The organism is Helicobacter sp. 16-1353 (genome assembly GCF_003288815.1).
Lineage (GTDB): Bacteria > Campylobacterota > Campylobacteria > Campylobacterales > Helicobacteraceae > NHYM01.
This window is the reverse complement of record NZ_NHYM01000001.1, coordinates 29,954-47,146: the sequence shown is the minus strand read 5'-3', so window position 1 is coordinate 47,146 and position 17,193 is coordinate 29,954. Positions and strand designations below refer to the sequence as shown.

13 protein-coding genes are annotated in these 17,193 nt (G+C 34.9%); 3 read left to right on the top strand and 10 right to left on the bottom strand.

Annotation, left to right across the window (positions count from 1 at the left end; genetic code table 11):
- Positions 1-15 precede the first annotated feature (15 nt).
- The 7 genes from CCY99_RS00205 to CCY99_RS09365 all read right to left on the bottom strand — a co-directional run bounded on the left by CCY99_RS00205 (position 16) and on the right by CCY99_RS09365 (position 8,192).
- A complete protein-coding gene (locus CCY99_RS00205; RefSeq protein WP_112059401.1) occupies positions 16-195 on the bottom strand; it encodes an N-6 DNA methylase in 180 nt (59 codons plus the stop codon).
- Positions 196-236: 41 nt separating this feature from the next.
- On the bottom strand, positions 237-1,925 hold the full coding sequence (ilvD, locus tag CCY99_RS00200; RefSeq protein ID WP_112059400.1) for a dihydroxy-acid dehydratase: 1,689 nt from the start codon (positions 1,923-1,925) through the stop codon (positions 237-239).
- Positions 1,926-2,476: 551 nt separating this feature from the next.
- Entirely contained in the window at positions 2,477-4,852 is a 2,376-nt protein-coding gene (locus tag CCY99_RS00195) for a hypothetical protein (RefSeq protein WP_112059399.1), read from the bottom strand.
- 186 nt (positions 4,853-5,038) lie between these two features.
- Positions 5,039-5,170, bottom strand: coding sequence for a hypothetical protein (locus CCY99_RS09745; protein ID WP_258442862.1), 132 nt, complete (start codon positions 5,168-5,170; stop codon positions 5,039-5,041).
- Between the two features lie 116 nt (positions 5,171-5,286).
- The gene (locus CCY99_RS00190; protein WP_112059398.1) at positions 5,287-7,263 is read right to left on the bottom strand and encodes a hypothetical protein; all 1,977 of its coding nucleotides are present in this window, start codon (positions 7,261-7,263) and stop codon (positions 5,287-5,289) included.
- On the bottom strand, positions 7,260-7,406 hold the full coding sequence (locus CCY99_RS09370; RefSeq protein WP_181646773.1) for a hypothetical protein: 147 nt from the start codon (positions 7,404-7,406) through the stop codon (positions 7,260-7,262). Before CCY99_RS09370 ends, CCY99_RS00190 begins: the two co-directional genes overlap by 4 nt.
- A 627-nt stretch (positions 7,407-8,033) precedes the next feature.
- A complete protein-coding gene (locus CCY99_RS09365) occupies positions 8,034-8,192 on the bottom strand; it encodes a hypothetical protein (RefSeq protein ID WP_181646772.1) in 159 nt (52 codons plus the stop codon).
- Between the two features lie 354 nt (positions 8,193-8,546).
- Between CCY99_RS09365 and CCY99_RS09740 the strand changes: the two genes are divergently transcribed.
- Entirely contained in the window at positions 8,547-8,681 is a 135-nt protein-coding gene (locus tag CCY99_RS09740) for a hypothetical protein (RefSeq protein ID WP_258442861.1), read from the top strand.
- On the opposite strand, the gene CCY99_RS00185 is transcribed toward CCY99_RS09740, so the two are convergent.
- The 3 genes from CCY99_RS00185 to luxS form a co-directional block, all read right to left on the bottom strand.
- Positions 8,656-14,022 (bottom strand): MG2 domain-containing protein, encoded by a 5,367-nt coding sequence (locus tag CCY99_RS00185; protein WP_112059397.1) that lies wholly within the window; start codon positions 14,020-14,022, stop codon positions 8,656-8,658. The two genes, CCY99_RS09740 and CCY99_RS00185, sit on opposite strands and share 26 nt — an antisense overlap.
- Positions 14,023-14,113: 91 nt before the next feature.
- Positions 14,114-14,317, bottom strand: coding sequence for a copper ion binding protein (locus CCY99_RS00180; protein WP_112059396.1), 204 nt, complete (start codon positions 14,315-14,317; stop codon positions 14,114-14,116).
- Entirely contained in the window at positions 14,318-14,812 is a 495-nt protein-coding gene (gene luxS, locus CCY99_RS00175) for an S-ribosylhomocysteine lyase (RefSeq protein WP_112059395.1), read from the bottom strand.
- Positions 14,813-15,014: 202 nt separating this feature from the next.
- Here luxS and ccoN point away from each other — a divergent pair, with 202 nt between their 5' ends.
- Together ccoN and ccoO are read left to right on the top strand one after the other, a co-directional pair.
- Positions 15,015-16,481 carry a cytochrome-c oxidase, cbb3-type subunit I gene (ccoN, locus tag CCY99_RS00170; protein ID WP_112059394.1) on the top strand — a complete coding sequence of 489 codons (1,467 nt, stop codon included), beginning with the start codon at positions 15,015-15,017 and terminating at the stop codon, positions 16,479-16,481.
- 15 nt (positions 16,482-16,496) lie between these two features.
- The gene (gene ccoO / locus CCY99_RS00165; RefSeq protein ID WP_112059393.1) at positions 16,497-17,186 is read left to right on the top strand and encodes a cytochrome-c oxidase, cbb3-type subunit II; all 690 of its coding nucleotides are present in this window, start codon (positions 16,497-16,499) and stop codon (positions 17,184-17,186) included.
- Positions 17,187-17,193: the final 7 nt, after the last annotated feature.

The following is a 17,193-nucleotide window of genomic DNA, read 5'->3' as shown; positions in this document are numbered from 1 at the left end:
TAAACTCCTTAAATCCTAACAATATCTAATATTTTTAATAAAAAAATCACCACACCCACAAGCATTATCAAAAAGCAGAAATTCCCCCAAATTAGTGTGTTTTTCAAGCATTTTATAGGCGATTTCTACGATAAATTTGGGCGTATAAAATGAGCCTAGATTTATCGTGGCTTTTTTGCTTAGATGAGATTGCATTCTAGCCCCCTATCACAAAACTAAGATTCTCGTAAGCCACCCTAAATCTCCGTTTTTAGCACCGCTCCATTTGCCGCATTGCTAACTAGTAGCGAGTATCGTTTAAGCCACTTGCTTTTTATGTCCTTTTTTATCGGCTGCCATTTTTTCGCCCTAGATTCCAAAGTGGCGGAATCTACTAGTAGCTCTAAAGTCCCCTTGGATACGGAGATTTCAATTTCATCGCCGTCCTCAATTAGTGCGATTAGTCCCCCCTCAGCGGCTTCTGGGCTGACATGCCCTATACACGCTCCACGCGTCGCTCCGCTAAATCGCCCATCGGTGATTAGTGCGACAGATTCTCCCAAGCCCATTCCCATAATTAGGCTCGTAGGAGAGAGCATTTCTTGCATTCCAGGTCCGCCTTTTGGTCCCTCATAGCGGATAACTACCACACTTCCAGCCTTGACTTGCCCTCCGGCAATGCCCTTTATCGCTTCATCTTGGGAGTTAAAGCAGATTGCTTTGCCCTTAAATTCTTTCATAGATTCCGCCACTGCGGCGACTTTTAGCACGGCTCCCTCAAGGGCTAAATTGCCATACAAGATTTTTAATCCGCCAACTTTAGAGTAGGCGTTTTCAGCGTGGCGGATAATGGTAGAATCTAGTATTTCCGCCCCCTTTATTCGCTCCCCTAAGCGTTCGCCAGTTATTGTGAGTGCTTCTGTTTTTAACACGCCTTTTTTGGCAATCTCACTCATCACGGCATTTACGCCACCAGCTCTATTGATGTCTTCCATATGCACGGTGCTAAGAGATGGGGCGATTTTGGCGATGTGAGCGACTTTTGCGGCAATCTCGTTAATATCTTTTAGGTTAAATTCCACCCCAGCCTCTTTGGCAATGCCTAGCATGTGTAAAATCGTATTTGTGCTACCGCCCATAGCCATATCCACGACGAATGCGTTATAAATCGCATCTTTATTTAGGATATTTTTTATGGCAAATTGTTCGCTTTTCTGCTTATCTTTGGCGATTTCAACTAGCCTTCTTGCTGCCTTTCGCAATAGCTCCTCGCGCTCTTTTGTAAGTGCTAAAATCGTGCCATTTCCGGGCAGTGCAATCCCCATTGCCTCGCAGAGCGTATTCATAGAGTTTGCTGTAAACATTCCGCTACAGCTCCCTCCGCCCGGACAGGCGTTACACTCGATTTCGTGCAATTCATTTTCATCTATTTTCCCACTCTCATAGCTCCCCACCGCCTCAAATGCGGAGTTTAAATCTAGGATTTTGCCATCTTTTAATTTCCCAGCTGCCATAGGACCGCCACTCACAAAGATAGTCGGCACATTCACACGAAGTGCACCCATAATCATTCCGGGCACGATTTTATCGCAGTTTGGGATACAAAATAGGGCATCTAGCGCGTGTGCATTCATCATACTCTCTATACTATCAGCGATAAGCTCGCGGCTAGGCAAACTATATAACATTCCGCTATGCCCCATAGCAATCCCATCATCAACGCCGATTGTATTAAAGATAAATGGCACACCGCCGGCTTTTCGCACCTCATCTTTGACTATCTCGCCGTATTTATCCAAGAAAAAATGCCCCGGAATAATGTCAATATGGCTATTTGCAATGCCGATAAATGGCTTGTCAAAATCCTCATCTTTTAGCCCTGTGGCTCGTAATAAACTCCTATGTGGCGCTTTCGTATGCCCTTTTTTAATGATGTCGCTTCGCATAAAATCTCCTTAAAATCTAAGCAATTAACATTTTAAAATTTTATCATTAAATTGAAAAATCAAATGGGGAAAATGATGAAAAAATTAAAAATGCTAATCTTAGTGGAAAGTTGCTAGATATAGGGAAATAGCAGAGTAAATCTAACGATTTAGATTCTTTTGCTAGATTTTAAAGAATCTTAACGGGAGTCTAGATTCACAAATCGCATAAGATTTATAGAAGTAATATTTTAAATATTTACTTTGGGATATTAAAGCTCGATAGGTTTGAAAGCTATTATCTGCGTTAAAAAAATCTTAGTGTGGAGTATGTATTATTAGATAACCAAAAATCCCAGCTTTTAAATGCTTTTAAATAACTAGCGGGATTTAGAGTTTCCTATCCCAAGCCTAAAATCTCTAGCTTTACTAGCTAGATTCTGCAGTGGATTTTATAATAGATTATCTAAAATCCCCGCATTTAAAGACTTTTAAATAACTATCGGGGATTTAGAATCCCCATATTTTCGTCGTTCCTTGTTCGTGCCTTGCAATGTAGCCTTAAGCACGATTTAGAAGCCTCCTATTCTTCCTCCGCTCCTTGTATTCTTACTATCTCCTGTATCAAGCCCAAAATCCCTTGTATCATCTTGCACTTCGCCATATATAGTTACAAGTGAGCTTGTCCCCCAATTGGTGATATTTGAGTCATAATATGGATTAAATAATAAGAATGATGGAAATGCATTAGCAGTTCCATTTTGATTTATTTTTACTTGATACTTTCCAGCATTCGCTTTACTATAGCTAATATCTTGCGTTCCATCTTTTACATTTGATACAGAACTAGCTTTTAAATTAATAGTTGTTGATATATTATCAGTTTTTATTTCTGTAGGATTAAAGTCGCTAAATGTATTATCTATCCACCAGCCCGGTAAAGTAGGACTTGCTTCATATTTAGTTGCTCCTGTTATAGTTTTGACATTATCTAACTTACAAGTTTTACAATAAAATTCATAATTCACTCTCGTAGTCGGCATTACTGCGTAATTTGCAGCATTATCCGTATCTATTGCATTAATTCTTCCTCTTAATATCACCATATCGCTAATCGAAGTAAATCTTGGATTATTATATTGTGGATAATTAACATCATCTTTTTTCCCTGTGAAATATATGAGTTTATCAAAGCTAGTTAGATATGATGGCTCTGCTACTTCACTAGGGCTAAAAGGTGTTCCATCTTTCTTTTTGACAGCTAGGACTCTACTTATGGCAGCCGTCGAATTAGTCGTAAAATCACTTGCATTTATGGTAGTTACATTTGTAGTTGTTGTGGTAGTTGTATCAGCTGGGTTTATAAAAGTCAAAGATACATCACTACTTGTAGCAGTTAGCTCTAAATCTATATTCTTAGCCGCACAACCAGCAATATAATTTTTCAATGGATTATTACTATTATCCTCTGCTATTACTTTTAAAAGACTTGGATTTTCAGTAGCTGGGTTATTCCCTTGTCCGTAATACAATACTTTTATAGGATTTCCAGTTTGGGATTCAATGCTAAGGCTAAAGTTATATGGAACTACCAAGTATGGAAATGTATATTCAAATATAGGCGGATAAGGGCATTGTCCATTACTCACACCACTTCCAGAGCATCGCCCATTTGCCTTTTCATTATTGATTATATCTGTTGTATTTTTATCGTAATACTGAACTGTTATACTCCCTTCATAAACATCGCTAAAGTCTACTTCCCCAGCGGAATTGCTAAATCTACCACTTTCAACCTTTACATCAGTTTGCGTTGGGGTAGGAGGAGCGGCTTGGCAGATATTAGTCCCACTAGAGGCAGATGCCCAGCCATTGACAGTATTTTCAAAATTTTTAGTTGTTATGCTTGAGCTAACTCCCGTATCTACCGCAGCGGTAGCGGTATTTGCCGTGCCGGCTAATTGAACTTTAAGATTGCTTACATTTAGTTGCACTACTGGTGAATTTCCACTTAGGGTTATTTGTTTGGTAGAGCCATTTGATATGACATTTCCACCATTCATTGTAAAGTTAGTTGAGCCTACTTGGAGGATAGCATTCATATTGTAGCTATATGGAACTGTAGCAAAGACTATATCTGGACTAGTGATGATATTAGCACTTTTATCAACACCAGTGCATTTTAGCGTATAAGTTCCAGACATAGCGACTGTTTTAGACCATGTGTATGACCCTCCACCACTTATGCTCCAAGTCGCATCTCCACTTGCCACCACTGAGCCATTATTACTCAATATACAGCTAGCAGCATCTAGCCCAGAGCCAAGACTACCTGTATTAGATGTATTGTAGATTCTCACATTTATACTACTATTAGAAGTTTTTGTATATATTATATTTTGTGGGTGAGTGCCTAAAAAGCTATATTCCTCAACTATTAGGTTGGTTGCAGGGGTTGATGGGGTAGGGTCTGGGGTCGCTCCGCCACCGCCACCGCCAGTAGGTCGCTTTACAAGACTAGCAGTTTGACATTCTGTGCAGGATACGACACTCCCAGCACGTTCGGTATGGATACAGGAGTTATACTTGCATTCATAGAAAGTTACTCCCATAGTTTCAGCATTTGGCTTTAGGACATATTTCGGTTGCCCTAAAATCGTCCCTTGTTGCACTGTAACCTTGCTCCTATCACTTTGCTGGACACAATTCACAAGGCAGCCTTTGTTAGTAGAAGATGGATTGGTGGTAGTGTCGTTTAGACAATACCCTGAGCTTTCATCTTTCTTGCCCTCTAGATATAGTTGATTTCCATAAGTTGCAGCATCTCCGTATCCAAAGCACGCCCATTTATAATCAGCTGGTGTTGTAGTGGTAGTAGCATAGGAAATGGAAGTAGTTAATATAGATAAATATAAGATTTTATATACTATATTGATTTTAGATTTCATAAAAATCTCCTTAACTTAAATCATCGCTTATTATACACAAAAAATAAATGAAATGTAAATAATTAGCCACTAAACTTTATAATCCCTATTTTACTACAAATACAATACTCACTATTTTAACACGAATAATAAGCCCTCACTTTACCATAAATATAATCCCTATTTCACCACAAATACAACACTCACTCACTTCACCACGAACACATATGTATTCAGCGGGAACTTAAATATATTTTCATGCCCTAGTAGCTTAGAATCTGCTTTTAAAAACTTCTTATTTGCGTATTTAATCACGGATTTTAGATTGATATAGGGCATCTAATGTAAATAATTAGCCCTTAAACTTTATAATCCCTTATTGTAACACGAATAATAATAAGCCCTTACTTTACTACAAATACAATTCCCTATTTCACTACGAATACAACACTCACTCACTTCACCACGAACACATATGTATTTAGCGGAAATTTGAATATATTTTCATGCCCTAGTAGCTTAGAATCTGCTTTTAAAAACTTCTTATTTGCGTATTTAATCACGGATTTTAAATTGATATAGGGCATAGTTGGGAAGCTCGTTTTATAAAGCAGGGTGTGGGTTTTTAGGAGATTTTCAATATATTTTTTATCTGCTAGTTTAGTGGTCGTGCTATTTAAAATCACCAAATCCCTACTTTTTGACGTGGTAACTTCTAGGCTATTTTTATAGGTGTATTTGGATTTTGAATCAGTCGCCGTGATATCCGCTCCATTTGGGCTATCAGTCTTTATATCAAAATCATAGATTCCATAAAGCCTATTTAGATACTCTATATAATAGCCCACATACCACTCCGCATATATCTCTCTGCCCCGCCCAGTGCCATCAAAATAAATATCCGTGTGCGGATTCTCGCTCAAATACGCACGGCTAAAATCTAGCAAATTATGAAACTGCACGCCTTGGGCTTTTAGATTGACTATGCTATAGATTCCACTTGGGAGCGAAGTAGCGATAAAGCCTAAGATTCCAGCGACAAAGCAAAGCTTGATAAAAAGATTTTTGATATAGCCCTTTTGGATTAGGAAGTAAAGTATGCTCGCGCCACTAAAAATATAGCAAGGCAAGAGATAATAAGTCTCAAATATCCCAAGTGCCAAGTATGCCAGAAAATATAAGATTCCAGCCACGAGCAGCCCATCAAAAACAAGCTCTATTTTTTCTTTTTTTAGCACAATGCGATAGATTCTATACGCCACAATTCCGCTTAGCAAAAAGACGATAAGTCCGTCATTTAGGATATAGTTTATAAGCCCGATGATTTTCACGCTCCAAATATCGGTGTTTTCCGTGTATCTATCGTAGGTTTTTTGGACTTTGCCTAGTATCAAAATAGCATAAAGAAGTGCGTAAATGACGCAGCTTATACCGATAAAAATGGAGTAGATTTTAAGGGCTTTGGAGCGGAGTTTGAGGCTTAAAATAAAAAGAAAAAAGCCAAAGGCAAATGCGGAGATGAAAATAGGCTCTTTTAGATAAATGCTAAGATTTAGGAAAACTATGCCAAAAATGCTGGGGATTATGGTGGATTTGGCGGGAATCTGTGCGGGGTTTGGCGTGAGATTCTGCGGATTCTGTGCTGAATCTTTTGGATTTTTCGGCGTATTTTGTGTGAGATTCTGCGTGAGATTCTGCGTTAGATTCTGTGGCGGATTCCCCAAGCTCCCGTAATTTGAGCGTTTTATTATGATAAACGAGCATAAAATAAAGCCACTTAGATAAATAACTAGCAATTTCTCCGGATAGCAAATCCCAAAAAATACGATGACAAAGCCTATGCTTAGCATAAATAGCGAGATTAGGATTTTATTTAGGGCGGATTTTGGATTGACTTGATTTAAAATCGCTAGGCTTAAAAATGCGAAAATTACCGCTAAACTAGCGTTGAATGCGAAAAATAAATATGGCGAGTGTGAGATTTGCATAAGCATATTTAGCTCCATACTATAAAGCGGATAAAATCGCCCTATGTGCGGTCTGTAGCCATCATAATTGGGCTTGTTTTCATAAATATCAAGCCACATCCAAATATCATCAAGGTTAAAACTATAGCGACTAAATGCGACCAAAACTACGTAATATAGCACCAAAAAGCCGATAAAAAATATAGATGATTTTTGTGATAAATCAATGCCAAATTTTGCTAGAAAATGGGCGAATTTGCTTTGTGCTTTTGTGGAATCTGTGGAACCTTTATAATCTCGTGCGGTTTGGGCGGTTTTGGAATCTGCTAGATTCTGTGGGTTTTGTAGATTCTGTGAATCTTGGGAATTTTGAGAGTTTAGATTCTGTGTGGTTTGTGAATCTTTATATTTTAGATTCCCACTTAGATTCTTTAAATCTCGGGTGATTTGGGAATCTAGATTCACTGAATCTGTGGTATTTGTGGAATCTTGGGCGGTTTGTGGAGTTTGCGAATCTTGTGTGTTTTGCGTATCAATGTGTGGGGAGCAAACTTCTCTTTGATTAGGAAACCCGCTACCGCTTGTTTCGCCTTTACACGAAACTTCATTTTCAAGGAAACTTTGTTTTGGTAAATCCCCTATTGTCCTTGCTTGATTTGAATCGCTGGAGAGTGTGGAATCTCGTGGGATTTGTGTATTTTGTGTGGTGCTAGAATCTGCTAGATTCTGCCTATTTTGTAGATTCTGTGTAGTTTGTAAATCTTTTGTGTTTTGAGAATTTTTAGAAGTTTGAGAATTTGGATTCTCACTTTGATTTAGATTCTGCGAATCTGTGGAATCTAAAGAATCTAAATCTCTAGATTTACTTTGCTGCCCCCCCCCCTATTTAGCGATTTTCCGCCATTTTTAAGATTATTACAAATCTCGTTATTTTGATTTTTCATTACTTTCCCTATTTGATTTTAATGCGATATTCTAGCAAAATCTAAGAAGTTTTAGCTCACTCTTGATTTGTTGGATTACTTTGTCCTACTAACTTTTTAGTGCCTGACTTCACAAATCATCTTTTCTAAAAATTGCTAAAGCAATTTTAAATGCTTAGATTTCGTGCGTAGCACAATATCTAAAGAAATGTAGTTGGGTTGGCAAAACCTTGCTCCGCTTATTTTCTAGTGTGGAATCTCTATAGATTCTAGATTCACTTGAATGCTTAGAATTATCAATTTGTTTAAAATCTAAATTACTACTTTGATTTGGATTCTGCGAATCTGTGGAATCTTAGGAATCTTGGCGATTTGGGAATCTAGATTCTCGCTATAGCTTGGATTCTGCGAAGTTTGGGAATCTTGTGGGTTTGTGTGTAGAAGCGAACTTCGTTTTACTTGTTTTCCCACACTCCACCTCATTTTAGGTGTGAGGCTCACATCTCACACAAGATGTATAAAAATTGCGGAGCAATTTTTCATAAACTAAAATCCCGTGCGGTAGCACCAACAAAGCGTCATAGGGTTGACAAGGAAATTGGCTAAACCTCGTTTTAAAAGAAGTTTTGCTTTGTGGGAGATTGCGATAGGTTTTGGAAACGACTTCACTTTTACAAGAAATTTCGCTTCGCTCGTTTTCAAGGAAGCTATGCTTTCAAGGAAGCTATGCTTTGAGGTGATTGCAAGATATAGGAGCAAACTTTGCTTTTATCGCCCTTAGCGATAAATTTTTATTTAAGCATTGTTTGAACTAAATCGATAGAGATGGTAGAATCTGTGGAATCTTTTGTAGATTCTGTGTGGTTTGCGAATCTTTATATTTTAGATTCCCACTTAGATTCGCCGAAGTTTGGGAATCTTGCGAATCTAGATTCTATTTTGCATTTACTTTTACTCTAAAGCTATCTGTGCTGGCTTGATAGTTGCCATTATACATTGCTTCTGCATAAGCTGGTGGAAGTGTGTATTCTCCCGGTGTTATGGCATTTATCTTAACATATAATGTTTTTGTTTTATGTATATCAAAAAACCACATAATCTTATCATCTCTAATATCTACATAATTTATATCTTCATTTGCCAACTCTACTATATTTGGAATGGGGTCATTATTTAATCTTGTGTTTTCTATCTCCCAACCGCTTGGTAGATTCTGCGTTAATGCGATATTTTCCATATCAATAGGAGAATCTATAGAGCTTAATGTTAGTTTAATATAAAAATCTTGTGTGCTTTTTAATTCCCTTGGATTAATGATATTTTCATTTCCATAGCTATCAATTTTGACAAATTCCCTACTTAATCTCATATTCTTTGCGATATTATCGCTTTTATTATCAGTAGAGATTCCCTCCCAAGTGTAATTTACAAATAGATTATTAGGGGATTCTATACTCGCATTGCCACTATTTAGATTAAATATAATCCTATCTTTATTTTCGTTAAATACTTGGGTTTTATTATTGATTGTGATTTTACCCTCTAATGTTGTATTCTTAGCATCTTCTTTTATACTCGCTAAAACGAGCAAAGCATAGCTAATTGTTTGGGTGGAAAGCCATTCATTTGTTTCTAACTCATCTTTGATACTATTATATAAATCTTGATTTATTTCATTATTGATAATTTTATAGGATTGTAAAATCATAGCCTTATTTCTTAGCGTAGAACCATAAGTGTGTTTGTAATAATTGCTATCTTCATTTGGGATTATGCTAAGATTGGCAGTTATTTTTTTTGCTATATCATCAAATCCGGCTAATTTATAGCTTGCACCAAGTAGCCATCTATTTGTAACACTTAATGTATATAGATGATTTTCATATATTTCATTCATTATTCCAAGCTGTGGATTATTAGCCAATGCAAGTAAATAAATAGGATATATATTAGTTGTATCATTTGCATTTCTAATCTCATAGTTTAGCCATCTCTTAAACATCTCTTCGCTTACAAAATATCCATATTTTTTTGCCATAATAAGAAAATGTCCAGCATAGCTACTTCCCCATTTATCACTATTTCCCTCCCCCTGCCAATATGAGAATCCGCCATCTGCATTTTGAAATAATGATATTTTTGCGATTGCTGCATTTATATTATTAATTATGGTTTCTTTGTCTATAAAATCCGCATTACTTAATTTATCAATAAAGAGTTGTGGAAACACGCTTGAGATTGTTTGTTCTACGCAACCATAAGGGTATCTAATAAGCCACAATAATCTATGGTCAATACTTAAAATCGGCGATGCACTTATGGTTATCTTACCTAAGTTTGAGTTTTTGACATAGGAATTTGGGGCTTTTATGATTAATGATTTATTATCTAAGATGTAATTTTTTGATATTAGCACATAAGGATTCGGGGCTTTTATGTCTATTTGTGTAGAATCTTGTATTTTAAAATCCCCGCTCTCTAGGCTAATATTTATATTTTCAATGCCTAATTCCTCTTTTACCTTTCCATTAAAAAATAATGTTTTTGATTTTTTATTATTAAATGCTATATTTTGAGATTTAGGGCTAAACTCTGCTATTCCATCACTAGATATGCTTATTTTTGCATTTTTGACATTATCTTTTATAGGCAGAATCTCAATAGGGAGTTTAAAATCATCATTTATTTTTAGGCTTCTTGGTATTGTAGGTAGCATTACAACAGGGGCAGAAACGCGAACATCTTTGCTTGTGCTTCCATAGCTATTATTATCAACAGCAACAAGCATAACCCTTAAACTTCCTACATATGATGGCACTTTAAAGTTTATTTTGGCATAGCCGTTTTCATCACTTTTTGTAGGTTTTACAAAAAATACTACGGGTTTAAATCTATCAGCATTAGCATCTTTTTGTTTATTTATAGAATCTGCGATGAATTCTTCACCGCCACCGATAGAATAAACTTTTTCTATTCGTCCTATCGTTTTATTGATTATATAATCATAGGTATCGTAATTTTGGATTCCAAGCTTTGTTTTAGCATAGAAATAATCCCACGGGGATGGGGTTTTAAAATTATTTATATTGATTAATCCCTCATCAACGATGGATAGCGTATATATAACTTGTTTTTTCTCTTTATTTGAAATCTCGATGCTTAAATCACTATTTGGCAATATCTCATCTTTTGCCTGTATGTTAAGATTTATTTTTGTTTTTTCATTAGTGATTTTTAGTGGCACAACACCATATAATCTAAGTGAGCGGTCATTGTCATTGTGTTGATAATCTTGTAGTAAAAATACATTTGCATATATATTTGGGGCATATTTTTCATCAATCTTTACATCTATTGTTGTTTGGAAATCATTTGTATCTATCCAATATCTATCCAATATATTTTCATTGTTGCTTATAGTTATTAAAGCTTTGCCATTTTTTACGCTCTCAAAAGTAACTTTTGCTATATCATTATGTGCATATTCTTTTTTATCAGCTTTAATTTTTAGTTGTGTGATTTTATCCATATTAAGCGGCTCACCCCACGATGAAGCATATAAGAAAATAGAAGCACTTTGATTATTTGTAGTATCTTTTACTTCTACTAGAATCTCGCCTTTATCTTTTGCTTGGAATCTTATATAAGATATTTCATCTTTTGTTGTTATTTCTCCCTCATCAATGATTTTTGTAAATTTATCACTTTTTATGGATTGAATGAAATTATTATAATTATCATAATCCCACCACCACGAATAATTATTATTATAAATAGTATATTTTAGTTTTCTATTTGGGATAAGTTTTTCATCTTTATCTATCAAAATAACAGGAATATTTACTATTTCATCTGTTTTGATGTATTTTGTTTGCGGTTTTTTAATACCAATAAAACTATCAAATAATTCCAATTCTACTTTTTTTCTATTACTTACTTGTCTGCCATTATTTTCAAACACTCTTGCAATAATTGTTGCTTCAAGATTCTTATTTATTCTATTAATATTATTTATATTTATAGTTCTTTGTGCGAAACCTTTTTCATCTAATTTGCCGGTATATATTTCGTTATCTATATATTTTAGATTTGTTGGATTATCAAATGTCCAATCTCTATAAATCGTTGATATAAAATCCTTTGGATATATGTGAGCGTCTATTTTATACTCTAGGGAATCTGCGGGAGCTCCAAATAAATAATCACTTTGTATGGAGAAATTAATATTTTTTTGCTTATTTATATCAATCTTATCTCTAGCGTTTATTTCAACCTTAATTCTATTGGGAACTATTGTTTCTACTGCTAATTGGTGGGTAAATGTATTTCCACCTATATCTACTATTACATTATAGATTCCCGTATCGGCATTTTTTGTTGTGGTAAATTCATAGTAATAAACCCCATCTTCTATTGGATTTATACTCAATTTATCAATTTGTTTTTTATTTCTAGGATTTACTATTGTTAGTTTTATAGGATGGGCTATCGCTTCTTTTATATGTTGATTTATATTTCTTGCTATGATATTTAGATTGACTTTATCGCCCGGACGATATACGCCTCTATCTGTGTATATAAAAGCTTTAATACCATTTTTACTTGCCACTCCTTCTGTGTCAAATCCATCATCTGGGATTTGTTGAGAGCTTAGCTTTAAAATCGTAAAGTCATTGGAATCTTGCTTCGTTGCACTTATGTAGAATGCTTTATTATTTTCGCTCTCATATTCTAAAATCGCATTTCCATTTTTATCTGTTAAAGAGCTGGATATTAGCTGATTATTTTGACTAATGGCTTGGATATTTATATTACTCAATGGCTGATTTGTCCTAATGTCTAATGCTGAAGCGATTATTTTTTCTTCATTATTATCATTATATTTTTGTGCGATTAATGCAATATTGGAGAATATCAATTGTTTATAAATATTTCCATTACTATAAAAATATTCATTTTGTTTCCATTCCGCCATTCCTTTTGGAAAATGATAATCCACCCCATCTTTATCAAAACTCATATGAACTATAAAGATTCCACTAGAATCCTTAATATCACTTAAATCAATCTCATTTTGCACCCATACATTTTTTGGAGAATCTATGTCTATGCTGGTTTGTTTTATAATATCTCCCATTAATTCAAAGCGATAAATCCAATAATCATTTGTATTGCTTTTTAATAAATCCTTATCACCGAGAAATTGTATTATATTATTCGCATATATCTTTTTTATAATAATATTTGCTTTCTTAACATTAATAGACCTAAAAGCTATTTTTTTATTAGCACTATCAGGCAAGAAAACGCCATCATTGGAAAATACAATTTTTGGAGCACTATCATAAATCTTTATTTCTTTTTTGTAGTTTTCTTTTAATTCTAGATTATCTTGAGATTTTATCCCCTTTAGAATTTCTATGGTATATTCCCTATTTTGAACGAAATTGCCTTTTATATTAATAATATCATTTGCTTGGGAAGCGTTAAATGTAACATTTGGCGATATTCTTATAAAATTATCTAGATTCGCATTATTTGCTAATATATTTGAGAATCTTACTTCTATGCTTATATTATCATTGTAGATAGTTTTTATGTCTATAATATCTAGATTCATATTTTTAATGGCAGTGATTGGTATACTTATATCTTTATTAGTTCCAATATTTTTATTAAAGATTATTTGATAATTTTCATCTTTATCTTTTGGCGGATTTATTGGAATTGAGATGATTTGGAATTTTTTATTATCCAGCGGAAAGATATTTATTTGAATATCATTTTTATTAGAATCTAGTAATCTTACATTTTGTTTTATACTATCTAGCGGAATCTCTTGTGATATTTCTAATGTCGCATCAAGCTTTATTTTATCAAGTAATTGAGAATCTTTTATAAAATTTGCATTTGGCATATCAAGTGATAATTCATCTGTTTTAAACTTTATAGTCCATTTTTTAGCATTGATATTAGAATTAGTTTTTTTATTTATTTCTTTAAAATCAAGGTCTATTTTATAGTTTGTATTTGCATTGAGATTCTCGTTTGGAAGTAGCGTTATTTCGTTGTTTTTATTAAATATATATTTGCCATAGAATTCTTTTCCATTAATTTTTATCTCACCATTTGAATCGTATAAGGTATTTACACTATTCGTAATATTTTCTGTGAAAATTATCTTTGGCTTTATATTTGTATCAACTATCCCATTTGTAGATTCTGCTATATTTTTTGTCTCGCTACAAGCCACTATCAAAAGACATATTAAGCTAATAATAGATATTTGGATTGATTTCATTGATTGCCTTATCGCGTTTATTATTTGTAGTAAAGATGAAATTTCTAGAATCTAGCTTAAGCTAGATTCTTTTAGATTTTATAAGATAATACTAACTTTTCACCTCAAAGCCAGAATCCTCTATAGCCAAAATAATATTTTCTATTGTTGTTGGTTCTATAAATTCCACCTCTAGGGTTTTATTTTCTAAGTTAATATTGATATTTTGGACGCCTTCACATTCTCCAACAAATTTCTTAATCTTTTCAACACAATGATTGCAAGTCATTCCCTCAATGTTAAGTAATTCTTTCATTTAGATTCCTTTTAAAAGTAATTCCTCTGTATTCATAATCCCAATGCCAGAATCTAGCGTCTTTTGGGCGATTTCTTGGGCTTCTTTTAGCGAGTGCATTGCCGCACTTCCACATTGATATATATTTAGCTCCGGAATATCCTCTTGGTTTTTAACCTTTAGCACATCACGCATAGAATCTTCCCACGCCTCTTTTACGCTATCTTCACTAGGTTTTCCAATCACACTCATATAAAAGCCCGTCCTACAGCCCATTGGCGAAATGTCGATAATCTCCACTTCGCCACTATTCAAATGCTCTCGCATAAACCCAGCAAATAAATGCTCAAGCGTGTGAATGCCCTTCTCACTTAGCATTTCCTTATTTGGGTGCGTAAATCGCAAGTCAAAAACGCAGATTTTATCGCCCTTTGGGCTAGTCATAATCTTTGCCAATCGCACAGCTGGAGCTGGCATTCTCGTGTGGTCTACTTTAAAACTATCTAATAATGGCATTTTAACCTCTCTTTAAATATTAATATTGATAAGAATCTTATATAGTAGCCACATTAATCTTAAAAATAAATTTTTAATCATTTTACTTGCTTACAAATCAAAAAGTCTTATAGTATTTTTTTATTTTTTATATTGATTTTCGTCAAATTGTAATATAATTAGAAGTTTTAATGTTTATAAAATTTTCAAGTTAGGAGGGTTTATGCATACAGGTAATGTGTTAGAATATGACTATTCTATATCAAAATTGTTTATCTGGACAACTATGATATTTGGAATAGTTGGTATGCTAGTTGGTGTGATTATCGCATTTCAAATGGCTTATCCAGCGCTAAATCATATTGCTGGTGAGTATGGTATTTTTGGGAGATTACGACCTATTCACACAAATGGCGTTATTTATGGTTTTACTCTTAGTGGAATCTGGGCGGCTTGGTATTATTTAGGACAAAGGGTATTAAAGATTACATATAATCAACATCCTTTTTTAAGAATCATTGGATTATTGCATTTTTGGCTATATGTAGTTTTGATTGCTTTGGCAGTTGTTACTCTATTTGCCGGATTAACTCAATCAAAAGAGTATGCTGAATTAATTTGGCCACTTGATTTACTCGTGGTTGTTGTGTGGGTTTTATGGGGGATTAGCCTCTTTGGAAGTATGGCAGTTAGGAGAGAAAAGACGCTATATATTAGTCTTTGGTATTTTATCGCTAGTTTTGTGGCGGTTTCTGCACTCTATATTTTCAATAATCTATCCATTCCAACTTATTTAGTCTCCGGCGTGGGAAGTGTATGGCACTCCATATCGCTTTATGCTGGGACAAATGACGCTATGGTGCAATGGTGGTGGGGACATAATGCGGTTGCATTCGTATTTACTTCTGCAATTATTGGTGTTATGTATTATTTCTTGCCAAAGGAAGCTGGACAGCCGATTTTCTCATATAAGCTTACATTATTCTCATTTTGGGGGCTAATGTTTGTGTATATTTGGGCTGGTGGGCATCACCTCATTTATTCTACTACGCCTGACTGGGTGCAGACACTAGGGTCAGTTTTCTCTGTAATTTTGATTTTGCCATCTTGGGGAACGGCGATTAATATGCTTCTTACAATGCGAGGACAATGGCATCAATTGCGAGAATCTCCAATGATTAAGTTCCTAATTTTAGCTTCGACATTCTATATGCTTTCTACGCTAGAGGGTCCAATTCAGTCCATTAGGTCTGTAAATGCATTGGCTCACTTCACAGATTGGATTGTAGGGCATGTGCATGATGGCGTTCTAGGCTGGGTTGGATTTACGCTAATTGCGGCTTGTTATCATATGACTCCTAGAATCTTCAAGCGAGAGATTTACTCTAGGAAGATTATGGATATGCAGTTCTGGATTATGACACTTGGTATTATTCTGTATTTCTCAAGTATGTGGATTGCAGGTATCACTCAAGGTATGATGTGGAGGGCTACAGACGAGTTTGGGAATCTTGCATATTCATTTATAGACACTGTTTCGGTATTGCATATTTATTATGTGATTAGGTCGATTGCTGGGGTGCTATACTTGGTTGGATTCTTTATGTTTGTTTATAATATTATAATGACTATGGTTGCAGCAAAAGAGCTTGATAAAGAGCCTCAATATGCAACTCCAATGTCGGCTTAAAAGGGGGATTTAGATATGTTTAATTGGTTAGAAAAAAATCCATTCTTTTTTACGGTAGTGTTTTTAGTAGTGTTTTCTATCGCTGGGCTTGTGGAGATTCTCCCAGATTTTGCGAAAACTTCTCGCCCAATTGAGGGCTTAAAGCCTTATAGCATTCTTGAAGTAGCTGGGCGACAAGTGTATATCAAAGAGGGTTGCTATAACTGCCACTCGCAGTTAGTTCGACCTTTCAAAGCTGAGACTGATAGATATGGCGAGTATAGTAAAAGTGGCGAATACGCCTATGATAGACCATTTTTATGGGGTTCAAAGAGAATTGGACCAGATTTGCATAGAGTGGGCGATTATAGAAGTTCAGATTGGCATTCAAACCATATGTGGGAGCCAACTAGCGTAGTTCCAGAATCTATTATGCCTAACTATAAGCATAATTTTACAAAAAATAGCGATTTTGAAACTGCCTATGCTGAGGCTTATACAAATAAGGCATTATTTGGCGTTCCTTATGATGAGGGCGAAAATGCAGTGAAGTTAGGCACATTAGAGGAAGCAAGAGCGGAGTTTATGAAAGAAGCAGGAGTTATTGTCGAAGAGATGAAAAATCAAGACATAAAAGATGCTTTTGATAGGGGCGAGGTTAAAGAAATAGTAGCATTAATTGCCTATATGAATAGCCTAAGCCAAGCACGACGAAGTGCCGAGTAAAAAGCAA

Coding starts and splice junctions, on each gene's coding strand:
- CCY99_RS00205 (WP_112059401.1), bottom strand. CDS start 195: ATGCAATCTCATCTAAGCAAAAAAGCCACGATAAATCTAGGCTCATTT.
- ccoO (WP_112059393.1), top strand. CDS start 16,497: ATGTTTAATTGGTTAGAAAAAAATCCATTCTTTTTTACGGTAGTGTTT.
- CCY99_RS00195 (WP_112059399.1), bottom strand. CDS start 4,852: ATGAAATCTAAAATCAATATAGTATATAAAATCTTATATTTATCTATA.
- ccoN (WP_112059394.1), top strand. CDS start 15,015: ATGCATACAGGTAATGTGTTAGAATATGACTATTCTATATCAAAATTG.
- CCY99_RS09370 (WP_181646773.1), bottom strand. CDS start 7,406: ATGAAGTTTCGTGTAAAGGCGAAACAAGCGGTAGCGGGTTTCCTAATC.
- ilvD (WP_112059400.1), bottom strand. CDS start 1,925: ATGCGAAGCGACATCATTAAAAAAGGGCATACGAAAGCGCCACATAGG.
- CCY99_RS09740 (WP_258442861.1), top strand. CDS start 8,547: ATGGTAGAATCTGTGGAATCTTTTGTAGATTCTGTGTGGTTTGCGAAT.
- CCY99_RS00185 (WP_112059397.1), bottom strand. CDS start 14,022: ATGAAATCAATCCAAATATCTATTATTAGCTTAATATGTCTTTTGATA.
- luxS (WP_112059395.1), bottom strand. CDS start 14,812: ATGCCATTATTAGATAGTTTTAAAGTAGACCACACGAGAATGCCAGCT.
- CCY99_RS09745 (WP_258442862.1), bottom strand. CDS start 5,170: ATGCCCTATATCAATCTAAAATCCGTGATTAAATACGCAAATAAGAAG.
- CCY99_RS00180 (WP_112059396.1), bottom strand. CDS start 14,317: ATGAAAGAATTACTTAACATTGAGGGAATGACTTGCAATCATTGTGTT.